Raw genomic sequence first — 14,024 nt, 5'->3', positions numbered from 1 at the left:
CGACCGCGGACGTCGGAGCCGGGCCGGCCGTGCGACCGGGGTATCGCGACTTCCAAGTGCAGCGGCACCGCCCATCGCCGTCGGCGCAATCCGGATCCGATCACTTGGCACTGGCTCAACGGCCTCGTGGAGCCCCTAAATGGCACCTTCCTGAGCGGGATCCAAGGGTGCCGGGTGTTCTGGGTCATCGGTCGGTGCGGCGGCATGCAGTGCCGCCTGGACCCGGCGGTTGCTGGTCATGGTCGCGGTGATGGTGGTCATGGTGAGGAGGAGGCCGGCGGCGGTGTAGAGCGGGGTGCGTACGTCGTAGGCGGTGGCCAGCCAGCCGCCGAGGAAGGCGCCGAACGGGGCGGCGCACATGGCGAGCATGCGGGAGGTGGAGGCGACCCGGCCCATCAGATGGGCGGGGACGATCGCCTGTCGGAGGGAGGGGCCGAGCACCGTCGTGGCGCCCATGCCCGCGCCGCAGACGGCGAGCGCGAGGCCGGCGACGTACGGGTTCGGGGCGGCGGCAAGGCCCAGGATGGCGAGTCCCTCGACTGCGGCCGTGCAGGTCAGCGCGGTGCCGGTGCCGAGTCGTCGGCCGAGGAAGGAGGCGATGCCCGCGCCGAGCAGACCGCCGGTGGCCTCCGCCGTGAGGAGCAGGCCGAAGCCGAAGGTGTCGATGCCGAGACGATCGTGCGCGAAGAGGGCGAGTACGGTCTCCACGGCGAGGAAGGCGATGTTCCCGACCGCCGGACGCAGCGCGAGCCCGAGCAGCAACCGGTCCCGGAATACGTACGAGGCGCCGGCCCGCGCCTGCTGCAGCAGCGACTCACGGGCCTGCGGTACGGGCCGGGGTGCGGCGGGCAGCGACCGTACGAGCAGTGCGGAGAGCGCGAACGAGACCGCGTCGGCGAGCAGGGGAGCCGCCCGCCCGAGCGCGAGCAGGGCGCTGCCCGCGGGCGGCCCGGCGAAGCCGGACGCGGCGGTCTGGGTGCCGCGCAGGCGGGAGTTGGCGCGCTCCAGGAGCACGGGGTCGCGGCCGAGCAGATCCGGCAGGTAGGCCGTGGCGGCCGTGTCGAAGAAGAGTCCGCCGAGGCCGAGGAGGAAGGCGACGGCCGCGAGCACTGGAATGCTCAGCACGTCGAGCGCGGCCGCTGCCGCCGGTATCGCGAGCAGCACCGCACGCGCCGCGTCCGTGACCCACATCGTGCGCCGACGGTCCCAGCGGTCCACCAGCGCACCGCCGAGCACCCCGAGGAGCAGCCATGGCAGCGTTCCGGCGGCCGTGACGACGGCGAGCGCCATCGGATCCCGCGTCAACGTCAACGCGAGCAGCGGCAGCGCGGCATGCGTCACCCCGTCACCGAGCGAGGACACCGTCTGCGCGGTCCACAGCCGTCCGAACCCGGTCGGCAGCTTTCGAACGTCTGAGGTCACTTGGCGTTTCCTTCGGCCTGTTCGCGCGATGCCGGGTGGAACAGTGCGAAGACGAGTGACGCGTCCGGCAGCGACGGATCGGACAGCTCCCGGTACTCGTCCGCCAGTGCCTCAAGCCGTGCCCCCAGCTCCGCGAACTGCTCATCGGTGAGCCGCAGATGCGCCATCCGCACGTGGCGCTCGGCATCCACCGGCGACGCCTCCAGGTCCGCCACCGCATGCCGCATCAGCATGTCGGGCTGCCCCACCCCGGGGTCCGGCAGCTCGATCGACCGTGCGGCCATCGCGTAGTACCGCTCGGTGACACCCCGCACCTTCCGCGTCCGTACCACCTTCACCAGGCCAGCTCGTTCCAGCAGCCGCACGTGATAGCTGGAACTCCCCTTCGCAAGGCCCACCCGCTCGGCGATCTGCGTAATCGTCGCCGGCTCGAAGCGGAGCACGGCCATGATCCGGTGGCGCGTGAGATTGGAGACGGCGCGCAGCTGCTCGTCCGTGGTGACGTGAAACGTCTCGGGAAGATCACCGGTAGGCATGCGAGTAATGGTCAATGATTCTTGACCATTAGGCAAGGGGGTTTAGCTCGGTCTCCCGAAATCGTCTGTCCAGCACGTGGCATCGGCTTCATCGCGCAGCACGAGAACCTGGACACCACGACCTCGGCGGTCGGCTCGCCTTCCAGGTCTTCGCCACGCTCGCCGATCGCCGCCCTACGCGCGAGCGTCATCAACTGGACGTACTTCAGCCCACCGATCCTGATCGAACCGGGCGAGCGCACCGGCAGAGCGGCTGGGCAGGGTCGCCAGGAACCTGCCACGCTTCCCGATCACGCATCGGTTGTGCCGCCAGTTCCTTGAGAACAGGGACGGTCTCGTGGTCGACGGCATGGCGGAGTGGTGGCTCGACGACATCGCCGAAGTCGTCGACAACCGCATCACCGACCTGGAGAAGGCCAACCTGACGGATCTGCTGGAGAGCTTCGTACGAGAGATCCACAAGCTGGCTCGGGAACGCAATCAGCCCGCAACGACGACGGACGAGGCTCGACAAGCCCTCACCGCGGCCACCGAGTTCGTCCACCGCCCACTGCCGGCGATCCCGCGGCAGCGGCCACGCTCCCAAACGGGGACCCATGACGTGGAAGTGGCGTTCGCCCAGGGGGCCTCGGCAGCGGCATGGTGATGTCGACGCATTCGGCGTGCAGCCGCTCCTCTCCCCGGCCAAGGCGGTTGTTGTTGTCAACGGCTGTTCACGGATGCCTCGTTCGAGGTGGTGACCGCACCTGGATCGGTGGAACGTTGCGGCCCCGCGGAGCCTTCCGCGGGCTTGGACCTCGCCAGCCAGAGGCCGGTGAACACGGCGGTGGCCAAAGTGACGGTGCCGGCAGCGAGGAAGGCGCTGTTGAGGCCGGTCTCGAAGGAGGCGCCGCCGGATTGCCGGGTGCGGACGATGGCTCCGAGTACCGCCACGCCGAGCACCGCGCCGATCTGCCGGGTGGTGCTGCTGATGCCTGAGGCGAGGCCGCCTTCCTGTGGGCTGACTGCCTGGATGGCGGCGCCTGTCAGTGGGGACATGGCCAGGGCGAAGCCGATGCCGGCGAGTCCCAGCCGCCACCACACGTTCGCGTAGCCGGTGTCGGCGTGCACCATGCCGAGCGCCAGCAGTCCCAGGCCGGCCAGGGCCAGGCCGGTGGTGACCACGATGCGGAAGCCGTACCGGGCGGCGAGCCGGCCCGCGTACGGGCTGACGATCACCATGGCGAGGGACACCGGCAGGGTCTGCAGGCCGGCGCGCAGGATCGAGCTGCCCTGGACGTACACGAAGAACTGGGAGAAGAAGAACGACGAACCCATGAGCGCGAACCCCACCACGACCATGGCGGTGTTGGACACGGTGAACAGGCGCTGCCCAAACAGCCGCAGCGGCAGCATCGGAGCGGAGCGGCGCGCTTCGACGGCGACGAAGGCGGCGAGGAGGATCACCGCGGCGGCGAAGCTGCCCAGGATGACCGGTGAGGTCCAGCCGCGGGCACCCCCCTCGATCAGCCCGTAGGTCAGTACCCCCACCGCCAGAACGGACAGCACCGTGCCCGGGATGTCGATCGCGGGGGCGCTCGGGTTGCGGGACTCGCCGAGGTGGCGCAGGCCGACCAGCAGCAGGACCACGCCGATGGGCAGATTGACCAGGAAGATGGCGGGCCAGCCGAAGAGATCCGTCAGCACGCCGCCGGCCACGGGGCCTGCGGCCAGACCGATTCCGCTGAGTCCGGCCCACAGCCCGATCGCCTTGATTCGTTCCTGCGGCACGGGATGGGCAGCGGCGAGCAGGGCGAGCGAGGCAGGGCTCAGCGCCGCGGCCCCGATGCCCTGCAGCACCCGGCCGGCGACCAGCCAGCCGAGCGAGGGCGCGAGGCTGCACAGCAGCGACGCGGCGGTGAACACCGCCACGCCGGTCAGGTACACCCGCTTGCGGCCGAACCGGTCGGCGAAGACACCGCCGGACAGCAGCAGCATGGCGACCAGCAGTACGTACGCGTCGACGATCCATTGCAGACCGGTCAGCTGAGTGTGCAGCCGGTGCTGCATATCGGGCAGCGCCGCTCCAACGATCGTGTTGTCGAGCAGGACCATGAATTGGCCCAGGCAGGTCACCGTGAGCAGCACGGCCCGGTTTGATCGACTGCCTACGGCCTCATGCGATGCAGCCATGGGATCCCCCTCGAACGTCAATTGCGCCCGGTCGCGGTCGACACGGGTGGCGATACACCCGAGCGCCCTAAAGCAGTCAGTGACTGTGTTAGGCGACTATAGAGAGGGTCGCCTGGCAAACGCAAGTATCAACTGCGTTAAGGTGGAAGCATGAACGAGCGACAGCGAACCCGGCGGCCCGGCGGGCGCAGCGCCCGCGTCGGCGCGGAGGTGCACCGGGCCGTCACCGAGCTGATCAACGAGCGCGGTTACGGCAACTTCACCGTCGGCGAGGTAGCAGCCCGCGCGGGCGTGGCCGACAGCAGCATCTACCGCCGGTGGGGCGGCCTGGAAACCCTGCTCACCGACGTGGCGCTCACCCGCCTCAACGCGCAGTCGCCGATGCCCGACACCGGGAGCCTGGCCGGCGACCTGCACACTTACGCGGCCCAAGTCGCCCGCGAGATCACCGGACCCGACGGCCTGTTGTTGGTGCGCCTGGCTGTCGCCCTGTCCAGCAACGGTGAGCAAGGTCTGCGGGCGCGTGACGAACTCCGCGCCGAACGCACCCGGCAACTGCAGTCCATGCTCGATCGCGCCCGCGAACGCGGCGAGCACGCACCCGACGCGCTCGGCGTGCTGGACCACATCCTGGCCCCGATGTATATCCGCGTCCTGTTCGGCATGGAGCTCACCCCGGACTACATCGACGGGCTGGTCGACCGATTGCTGTGACCTCAACCCGGTTCCCGCCATCAGCCCTCGGACGCGATGCCAGGGCTCCGCGAGGTGCTCGCCGGCACCCGCCCGGCCGGCTCAGGCATCCGGCCCTCGGCTGGCTCACGCGCCTGGCTGAACCCGTCGGTCGGCGGGCCGTCGCCGCGGACAGGTCCTGCAACGGTGCGCGACCTGCACCTGGCTGCCGTTCCTCACCCTGCTGGGCGAGGCCCGGCACCGTGCCGACGACTCCTCAGACTGAGGTCCACTCCGCCACGCTCAACCTCCGGCTTCCAGAGGCGAACGCCTACAAGCGCCTCCTTCGGTACCTCGACTGGGCCACGGACACGGCGCGTGTCCTGCGCTCCCAGGTCAGTGACAAGGACATCGACACCCTTGTCTTCACCAGCCGCTACCAGGTCCTTCTCGCCAGCTGCGGGACACTCGCCGGTACGGCCCAGGAACGACTCGTCGACGGCCTGGTGGACCTTGACATCACCGAACGCGTCCAGGCGTTCGAGGATGCTCAGGAGGTCCTCGACGCGCAGATCGGCCGCTGGAACGGCCGGGAGTGGTTCGTCGTCGCGGACTCCAGCTTCTACATCCATCACCCCGACAAGCTGGTGGACGTCGACCTGCACAAGGTGCTCGGGCTTCCCAGCGGCGAGCACATTCGGTTGCTGTTCCCGATGGTCGTGGTCGACGAACTCGATGCCCTCAAAGAGGCTGGCAAGCAACAGGCTCGCTGGCGCGCCTCCTACACGCTCGGCCTCCTCGACCGCACCCTCTCCGGCTCCACGTTTGGGATCCTGCACCGCCAGGAGCTCGCCTCACGGGAGGGCGAGGTACGCGGTGAGGTGAACATGGAGATCGCCCTGGATCCGCCCGGCCATGTACGCCTTCCGATCGAGGATGACGAGATCATCGACCGGGCCGTGGCCATCCAGTCGCTTGCCGCACGCGATGTACGGCTTTTGACCTGCGATACCGGTCAGCACACCCGTGGACGGGCAGCCGGCCTGGAGGTGACCAAGATTCCCACGAAGGATCCCGGGCCGGAACCTGACTGGGAGGCACTGGACAAGCCAGGCACGGGCACGCGAGCTCAGCGCCGGGCGAAGCAGGCCGCCCGCGAGGCCGATTTTGACGCTTCTCCCGGCACGTGAGGCAGATGACCGCCGGCACCACCCCGTAGGGACCGGCAGCGGGCGCCGTTCGTGCGCGGTTTCGGCACGAGCCTGCACCCGCCGGATCCCCGCGCCCGCGGGGATGGTCCCGAAGCGCTGCGTTTGTAGACACCCCATGACCGGGCCTGCGGTCAGCATGGTTCCGGCGAAGGGGTGGATCCGCGCTCGCCGAGGGGGTGGGCTATTCGCCGGTGACTTGCGGCGTCACTTCGAGAACGCGGAGGTGAGACCGGAGCAGGAAGCGCGAGTGGAGTCGCCTCGGGGACATGACTACTCGTCAGTGAAGTCAGCATTGGGTCAGCATCAGTCTGAGCAAAGCTGACTGAGGCTGGTGAAACCTGCACTTAGGACGGAGTGGAACGAGAGGTGTGAGGACGGTTTGCTCTCGCGGTCTGAGTGAACCGGGCGGGGTGTGTTTTACCGCGCCCGGCAACACGGGTACCGCTTTGGAAATCGCCGGCTCAGCGCGCTCGACCCCGTGGTTTCAGCGGCACCGGCGGCAGCTCGGGGGCAGGCAGGGGTGCTCCGTCGTAACCCTTCACTTCACCAAACCTCGTCCCGCTCATCCAGTCCTCGCGGGCCTGCTTGATGTCCTCCTGGGTGCGTCCGACGAAGTTCCACCACATATCGAGCCCCATCGCTGTTCCTGCTGGTCAGCGGGGATCGAGCTCCCTGCTGGTCAGCAAAAGGTCAGCATCGGTCGTGGGGAGTCGTTCGGCATGGCGCAGAGTTCCTTGCCCAGGGGCATGGGGTCGTTCTTCAAGGAGTGCGGGCATCCGCAGTCTCGGTGGGCGAAGTGCCCTCATCCATACAAGATCCGGTACCAGTCGGCGACCGGGAGTCAGACAGAGGAGTCCGGGTTCGCGAGCCAGGACGACGCCATCGAGCGTTTGACAGAGGTCTACAAAGAGAAGAAGGCGGCACGGCGGTCTGACACCAAGGCGGAGCGCATCCGCAAGTATGGGTCGATGCGCTTCGCGGATTACACCGAGGAGTGGAAGGCCGGGCAGCGGCACCTGGCTGTCCCGTCGGTGCGCCACCTCGACTCGCTCCTGGAGCACCACATCTACCCGGCCCTCGGTAGCCGACGGATGAACTCCTTCGACCACAAGGTCGTTGACGGTTTCATCCGCACCATGGAACGCAACGGCGCCGGCTTGGCCACTCAGTCCAATGCCTTCGACAAGGTGCGGGCGATCCTTCTCGACGCCCACCGACTGGGCCTCTTTCCGGACAACCCCGTTGCTGGGGTCAAGGCGCCGCAGTACGACCCCGCGAAGGCGGTGATCCCGTCCCCGGGCCAACTGCGTGGCATACGTACTGCCGGCGACGACGCATTCATGCTGATCGTCGACTTGATGAGCGGCTGCGGCCTGCGGAACGGCGAGGCGGCCGCCGTGAACCTCAGGAACATCGTGGCGGATGACGTGTACCGGGTCAGTGAGCAAGTCGTCATGTCCACCCGGCAGTATGGGCCGCTCAAGCACCGGAAGCCGGGGGAGTACCGCGATGTTCCCCTCCCGGCGCGGGTCAAGAAGGCGATCGAGTGGTACGCCGAGACGTACGGAACGGTCGACGGTTACTTGCTGCGTCAGGCTACTGACCGCAGTCGGCCGTACCCGCACTACGCGATGGACAACCAGTGGCGCCGGATCAGGGCATCGGGCACGGTGGACATCCCTGAGGGGATGGTCCTCTACGGGAACCGCCACTTCTTCGCGTCGAACTGCCTGAGCAACGGCATTCCCATCACAGACGTTGCTGAGTGGATGGGGCACAGGAGCATCGACGTCACATTCAAGATCTACCGGCACCTCATGCCCGGTTCGATCAGCTCCGCTGCCCAGATCCTTAACGTCGGCCTCGTCGCGTGAATGGATGGGTGCATCAGGCTGTGTCCGGTCGTGCTGTAGAACTCAGATTTGATTCGCGGTGTCGCTGAAGATGCACCCGCAGTAGCGGGAATCACCAACGCCTGATCCGACCCTTGAGCGGCAAGGGCTGAGCTTTTACTCCATCGAGACGGCCAACTAGGCCTGGGGTAGAGGCGTTGGACTGTGCGCAGCAAACGCGCAGGATGCGATGAAATGCCTGTGGGTCTTTTAGCTCGCCGACGGCTTGAAGTCAACGACCTTTCAGTCTGCTTCGCGCTGCTGCCTGAAACTGTGTCCCCAAAGATATCGTTGCCTGGTTCGCCCCACCGGCGCCCCTCCAACAACTTTTAGGCGGCGAGGTCGAGATCGAGGATCCTGGCGGCTTTACTTATCGAGCCGGGCATCAGGTGCCGATAGATCTTGAAGGTGACATCGATGTTCTTGTGACCCATCCACTCCGCCACGTCCGTGATGGGGATTCCGTGTGTGAGGCAGTTCGAGGCAAAGAAGTGACGGAGTCCGTAAAGCACCATCCCCTGGGGGACATCGTCCTGTTTTCTCTCCTTGATACGCCGCCATTGGTTGCTGAGACCGTAGTAGGGGAACGCCCGAGCGGGGTCCTTGGGATGGCGTAGTAGGTAACCGTCGACGGTTCCGTGTTTGGTGGCGTACCGCTCGATGGTCTGCTTGACTCTCGCTGGCAGGGGGACGTCGCGGTAGTCGTTGGGGCGACGGTGCTTGAGGGGGCCATACTCCGCGGTGGTCTGGTTGACTTGCTCCCTGATTCGGTAGACGTCGTTGGCCACGATGTTGTCGAGGTTGACGGCGGCCGCCTCGCCGTTCCGCAGACCGCAGCCGCTCATCAGGTCGACGAACAACGTGAACGTCTCATCGCCGGCAGAGCGTATGCCTCGGAGTTGCTGGGGCGACGGGATGACGGCCCGCGTCGGGTCGTACTGCGGAGCTTTGACCCCGCTGAAGGGGCTTTCGCTGAACAGACCCAGTCGGTGAGCGTCGAGGAGGATTGCGCGAAGTTTATCGAAAGCGTTGGACTGGGTGGCCAGGCCGACACCGTTGCGCTCCATTTCCTGGATGAAACCCTCAACTACTTTGTGGTCAAAGGAATTCATGCGCCGGCTGCCAAGCAAAGGAAAGAGGTGATGCTGGAGTAGGGAGTCCAGGTGACGTACGGAAGCCGGGCCCAGGTCTCGCTGAGTGGCCTTCCACTCGGTAGCGTACTCCTCGAAGCGCATCATCCCGTACTTCTGGATACGCTCGAACTTCGGCTGAGAGCGATGTGCTTCCTGCTTCACGTTATAGATCTCCGTCAGGCGAAGGACCGCTTTCCCTTGGGTTGCGAAACCAGACTCTTCCGTCTGGCTTCCGGCTGCAGACCTGTACCGGATGGTGTAAAGGTGAGGACACTTGGACCACTGTGCCTGGGGGTGCTCACACTTCTTAAAGAAGGATCCCATCCCGCGAATCAATGAACGATGCAAATGGAGGATATCCGATCGCGTGGTGCGTAATTCATGAGGGGGAAATCATTCGAAATTATGGTCTTGTCTATGGGATGCGTTGTTGCCTGGTCCACGCCTCCACCTCTGAGATTTTGAATCGAATCTTGGCGTTGCGGCCGGCTCCGAACTTGTAAGGAGTGAGTCCTGCTTGGGCCGCCTTCTTGTATATCCATGAAATGGATACATTTAGATAAGTGGCCGTTTCTTGTGCGGTCATGAATTGGATGGCCATGTCCCCTCAGGATTGTTGCCACAGAGATTCTCTTTGGACGCCGGGCTGTGAGGGTTCAATGATCCGGTGGATCGCCGGTTTGGCCAACCGGCGAAGGGGTGCTATATTCCGCGGCGCTGAAGGCGTCAACGGCCTGCAGGCTCTATGCTTCACGGAATGACGGGCATCGGCTCCGGAAGGCTGGTGACGGGGGACCGGTCGATCGTCTCGTGCGTGAGGCATGGCGTTTGACCCCAGTCGCCAATCCAAGCCTCGCCCCTCGCCTGCGGCGTCCAATCCATTGCGCGTGAGACCTGCCTGCAGGTTCTTCGTCTGCTGGTAATACACGCCGTGCATGGATCTGACCAGCACGAATGCGAGCTTTGAAGCGGGGACGGCGGGCTCTGGCCCGCGTATGGTCCGGATCTTGGCCGTGAACTGGGCGAAGCCGGAGCCGGAGAGTGCCTCGCTCGAAGACGGGGTGTGATGCTCGAAGCCGGGAGGACGAAGGGACCTTCTTGAAGTCGTCTACCTGGTGGCGCTGACCTGCGGTGATATTGCTGGGAGCGCCTCTGGCCTGGGCTGATCCGTCTTTCTGGGCCTTTCGCGCTCGTGCCCGGTTACGCGGTCGATTCTCCCCACGCGCTCCCCAGTGCCGTTCATACTCCCCAGATTCTCCCCAGGGGAACGGCCACGGGCGCGGTCGGTTGGGCGTGTTGGAGAAGCCGGTTCGGCGGGTTCGGTGCTCACAGGCGGTTGCTGCTGAGGGCTGAGACTGAAGCAGTCCCCTGTGTGTCGGCCTCTCCGTGATCTACCGATGACGCTGGCCCACGGCAGGGGCAGAGCCGCCGGCCGTCGGGCTGGGCATTTGCGAGAGCTACAGCCAAGATCCTTCTCACCGCCAATCGCAGCTCAAGTGATCCCCAGTGCCGGTCCAGGGCGGGGCGGACTCTCTCAGAGGGCGGTCCCTGGCCCCTGTTCCAGTCGGCCGCTGGCCCATGGGTAGGACGCCCATCCCTGGTCAAGGATCGGGTTGCGGCCGCCTTCGTGCCCGGTGAGGCATTCGTTGAGAGCCCAGGTGGAGCGTTGGGGGTCGGCCGCCCGTTCCAGGAGAAGCGAGCTGGGCGTGATGTCGGTGAGGGTCACCAAGCGTTCGATCTCTTGGGCGCCGACGACCGTGGTCGGGATATCGGGGGCGGGCAGGTCCACGTGGGGCAGGTTGGCGTTGGCGATGGGGAACGGTTCGAGGGTGACGATCAGGGCTTGGCGCGGCCGGTCTGCCGGAATGCCGGCGAATGCCGGATTGCGCTGGTCGATCTGGGCGGAGGTGGTGTTGACCTGGCGGTACGCGCGGGTCAGTTTGGCGTCGGTCTCCGCCACTCCGCCTTCCAGGCCGAGCCGGGCGTTCTCGGTCGGCATCATGGACTTGACCTCCACGAGCAGCACAAGGTCGTCGAGGATGACGATCCAGTCGACGCTGAGCAGCTCGTTGCGCTTGACCCGGTAGATGATCTCGCCGATGACCTCGGCATCCGGTATCAGGCGGAGCTGGCGGCCGACGTACTCCTCGAAGAGGTAGCCGGTCTCCCGCAGGAAGCCGGTTCCGAAGTGCTCTCGTCCCGTGTGGTAGATGCCTGCCGGGGTCGCCTTGCGCCAGACCAGTTGGGGCGAGGGGCACAGCAGGCCGGGACCGAAGCCGGTGACCGCAGGTCGGCCGAGCAGCGGGTTGTAGGTGAAGCGCCGCAGCTGGGCCGCTTTCCCGCCGGCCACCCTCGCCAGGCTTTCCACAGTCAGGTTCTCGGTCGCTTTGACGGTAGCCACGTCGGTGGCGAAGTGCCGTCGGACGACGCGCAGGACCGTCTCCCGGCTGACCACCCGGTCGAACTTCTCTCCGTCCGGGCTGTCGAAGATCTCAGGATCGAACCGTCCGGCGTTGAACAGCGCACAGCCCCAAAGTAGTTGCGCGGTGCCGACGTAGTCGGGCAGCGGGCAGCCGAATACCTCGGTGTCCCAGCCCGGGACTATGCAGCGGGGCTGCCGATGGGCCGGGAACGGGGTGTGCAGGTACAGCGCCGCGGTACGAGCGAGACTGACGAACTCCGGGGCCTGCCAGGCCATCTGTTCGCCGCCCAGGCGCATCATGAAGTCCCGCAGACGGACGGTGGGTTCGTCCGTGCCGTGCAGGGTGGGCTCTTTCAGGCTGGAGTACGCCGCAAGGATCTCCAGCAGGTCACGCTCGGTGGCGTCCGACCGGTGGTACTCGGTGCCGTAGGCCAGGCAGACGCGGGCCGCGTCCGCCAGTGCCCAGGGCGTGTACTTCAGGGAGGGGCTTTCCAGCCAGGGCTGCGGTCGCTCGGGCGTGCTGTAGCGGGCCGCCGCCGCGGCGATCAGTGGCAGCAGTGAGCTGGGACGGTGCCGCCGGATGCGCTGGCGGTACTCGTGTTCCGTCACCGGCCGGTCATACAAGTACGCAGCCATCCCGCCATGATCCTCGCCATGGACGTACCGGTCGACGGATTTCTCCGGCTGGTGCTGAGGGCGCTGATACCTCGGTGATTCGGCGGGCCTGGTTCCGGTGACGCATCATGTGGAGTGCGTGGCGGTCCTTGAACCGCTTGAGAAGGACTATCTCGACGCTCATTTGACTCTCGTTCTGATGGGGTGTCAGGCATGTGTTGGTCAGGTCAGGTGGCGTCCAGGCTGCGAGTGGCGATGCGACGCCGAGGGCTGGTGACGCTCAATGCGGAGTCGGCGGGTCTTGCCGATCAGATGTCGCGGAAGAGATCAGTGAAGGCGGTGACCTGCGGGGTCTTGCCTTCGTAGGTCGTTGACCTGCATGAATGCCCTTTCGGTTGTTTCACGCTCGTGCTGGCTGATGCAGCCGGAAGTCCCAGAAAAGTCCCAGGGAACTCCCACGAGCAGGAGCCACTCTTTCGGCTCTGTACAGGGCATGCGGGTGCGCTGTGGATTGGTGATCGTGGATCGACGGTCTGACCCAAATGAACGGCAACGCTCACTGCTCGAACGGCTCGCGGCCGGTGATGAGCATCCCGCAACCTGGGCGCCGGGAGATTGGCGGTCGGCTTACGCATTGCGTGATCGAGGGTTGTTAAAGATCAGTCGGGGCGGTGGGGAAGCGCTCGTGGAGGTCACCGAGGATGGTCGCTACTACCTTCGCCGCGGTCATCGTCCTGATGAGCCGACGTCGGTTGAAGGGGGCGACCAGGCGGCATCCGCCGGACCTGCTGGGCGTCGGCGTAGCTCCGTGTCCTACGCCGAACGGCTCGTCGCTCGTGCGCGACGAGCCCAGGCCACGGAGTTGGTCGAGCGGCTGCTCACTGAGGGGCGTGTCCGCGTCGCGGATGAAGACCTGTTCGCCGAGTGGCGGAAGGTCATCGACTATGCGAAGCGGCACGGACTGGAACCTCCCGGCAAACGGATCGAGAAGGTTCGCCTCGGGGCGGGTGGGTGGGAGCTGTACCTCGCAGAGGGACCACATTCCAACTCACAGAGCCGGAAGCCGGCGGGCGACACCTCGGTGGTTCCGGTTCCCACGCGGCTGACTTCTCCTCAGCCGGTCGTGGCCGAGCTCAGAGACGCGGAGGAGCGGCTCGTGATGCCTCCTGCGCTTCGGCGCCGTGCACTTCTGCTTCTGCTTCTGCAGGCGCTGGCAGCCGAGGCGGTGCGGCGAGGGTACGGCGTACAGGAATGCCGGGCCTACTACTCGCCGAGGGAGGACGGTGGGAGCGTGGTCGTCGACGGCTTCGCCGGCAGAGTCAGCGTCAAGCAGGAGTTCCCGCAGTCCACCAACCCGGAGCGTGCCGCACGCCTCGTCGTAGAGCTTGATCACGGCCGCACCAGTCGTGCCGGCCGCTGGCGCGATCGGAAGAGCGGGACGTTGGAGGACTCCCCGGGCGTGATCCTCGGGGAGATCAAGGTGCGGGCTGCGCACGACGCCCAGCGTCGGGCAGGTGAGGAGCGAGCAAAGGCGGAACGTCAGATCCGTTGGCAGGCAGCCATGGAGGAGGCCAGGAAGCAAGCAGTACAGGATCAACTGGCCGAGGTGCTTCGGGAGGAAGCAGGACGATGGCGGGCGGCCGCTGCGCTGAGCCAGTACTGCGACGCCATGGAACGTCGCCTTGGCGAACTGGGCGGTGGCGCGGACGAATCGGCTCTGGACTCCGCCCGACGCTGGTTGACGTGGGCGCGCGGTTATGTGCGGACGACGGACCCTTTGACCCGGCTGGCGAGGATGCCGGATACGCGTGAGCCGACGCCGGAGGAGCTCAAGCCGCATCTGAACGGGTGAACCCCTTCTGGGCCGTTGCGACGAGCTGAGCGGTAACGGGGGTGGGAGCTGTCCGCCACAGGTTCGGAACCGGCGCTGTCAGTGCCCCGGCATAGAG

The 14,024-nt window shown here is 66.3% G+C and carries 11 protein-coding genes and 1 pseudogene; 5 read left to right on the top strand and 7 right to left on the bottom strand.

The genetic code is table 11. The features are described from left to right. Positions 1-135 precede the first annotated feature (135 nt). Positions 136-1,422, bottom strand: coding sequence for an MFS transporter (locus tag ABT137_RS33725; protein ID WP_351714914.1), 1,287 nt, complete (start codon positions 1,420-1,422; stop codon positions 136-138). Next, positions 1,419-1,958, bottom strand: coding sequence for an ArsR/SmtB family transcription factor (locus ABT137_RS33720; RefSeq protein ID WP_351714913.1), 540 nt, complete (start codon positions 1,956-1,958; stop codon positions 1,419-1,421). The genes ABT137_RS33725 and ABT137_RS33720 overlap by 4 nt, the downstream gene beginning before the upstream one ends. Before the next feature lie 337 nt (positions 1,959-2,295). On the opposite strand from ABT137_RS33720, the gene ABT137_RS33715 reads away from it, so the two are divergent. Next, the gene (locus tag ABT137_RS33715) at positions 2,296-2,604 is read left to right on the top strand and encodes a hypothetical protein (protein ID WP_351714912.1); all 309 of its coding nucleotides are present in this window, start codon (positions 2,296-2,298) and stop codon (positions 2,602-2,604) included. 56 nt (positions 2,605-2,660) lie between these two features. On the opposite strand, the gene ABT137_RS33710 is transcribed toward ABT137_RS33715, so the two are convergent. Continuing rightward, positions 2,661-4,130: an MFS transporter gene (locus tag ABT137_RS33710; RefSeq protein WP_351714911.1), complete on the bottom strand. Its 1,470-nt coding sequence runs from the start codon at positions 4,128-4,130 to the stop codon at positions 2,661-2,663. Between the two features lie 150 nt (positions 4,131-4,280). Between ABT137_RS33710 and ABT137_RS33705 the strand changes: the two genes are divergently transcribed. After that, entirely contained in the window at positions 4,281-4,844 is a 564-nt protein-coding gene (locus ABT137_RS33705) for a TetR/AcrR family transcriptional regulator (protein WP_351714910.1), read from the top strand. A 464-nt stretch (positions 4,845-5,308) separates the two neighbouring features. Then, positions 5,309-5,992 (top strand): PIN domain-containing protein, encoded by a 684-nt coding sequence (locus tag ABT137_RS33700; RefSeq protein WP_351714909.1) that lies wholly within the window; start codon positions 5,309-5,311, stop codon positions 5,990-5,992. Between the two features lie 482 nt (positions 5,993-6,474). Here ABT137_RS33700 and ABT137_RS33695 read toward each other — a convergent pair. Further along, positions 6,475-6,645: pseudogene (locus tag ABT137_RS33695) on the bottom strand (pirin family protein); the annotation flags it as partial. Positions 6,646-6,759: 114 nt separating this feature from the next. Between ABT137_RS33695 and ABT137_RS33690 the strand changes: the two are divergent. Beyond that, on the top strand, positions 6,760-7,887 hold the full coding sequence (locus ABT137_RS33690) for a tyrosine-type recombinase/integrase (protein WP_502984613.1): 1,128 nt from the start codon (positions 6,760-6,762) through the stop codon (positions 7,885-7,887). A 347-nt stretch (positions 7,888-8,234) separates the two neighbouring features. Here ABT137_RS33690 and ABT137_RS33685 read toward each other — a convergent pair whose 3' ends face one another. The 3 genes from ABT137_RS33685 to ABT137_RS33675 form a co-directional block, all read right to left on the bottom strand. After that, positions 8,235-9,200 carry a tyrosine-type recombinase/integrase gene (locus ABT137_RS33685; RefSeq protein ID WP_351714907.1) on the bottom strand — a complete coding sequence of 322 codons (966 nt, stop codon included), beginning with the start codon at positions 9,198-9,200 and terminating at the stop codon, positions 8,235-8,237. 253 nt (positions 9,201-9,453) lie between these two features. Then, entirely contained in the window at positions 9,454-9,624 is a 171-nt protein-coding gene (locus ABT137_RS33680) for a helix-turn-helix domain-containing protein (protein ID WP_351714950.1), read from the bottom strand. 948 nt (positions 9,625-10,572) lie between these two features. Next, positions 10,573-12,096: a hypothetical protein gene (locus tag ABT137_RS33675; protein ID WP_351714906.1), complete on the bottom strand. Its 1,524-nt coding sequence runs from the start codon at positions 12,094-12,096 to the stop codon at positions 10,573-10,575. Between the two features lie 787 nt (positions 12,097-12,883). Between ABT137_RS33675 and ABT137_RS33670 the strand changes: the two genes are divergently transcribed. Then, on the top strand, positions 12,884-13,927 hold the full coding sequence (locus tag ABT137_RS33670) for a hypothetical protein (protein ID WP_351714905.1): 1,044 nt from the start codon (positions 12,884-12,886) through the stop codon (positions 13,925-13,927). Positions 13,928-14,024: the final 97 nt, after the last annotated feature.

The sequence above is a fragment of the Streptomyces sp. NPDC001980 genome, assembly GCF_040296885.1.
Taxonomy (GTDB): domain Bacteria; phylum Actinomycetota; class Actinomycetes; order Streptomycetales; family Streptomycetaceae; genus Streptomyces.
The sequence above is the reverse complement of the archived record's forward strand: the minus strand, read 5'-3'. Positions and strand labels throughout refer to the sequence as shown.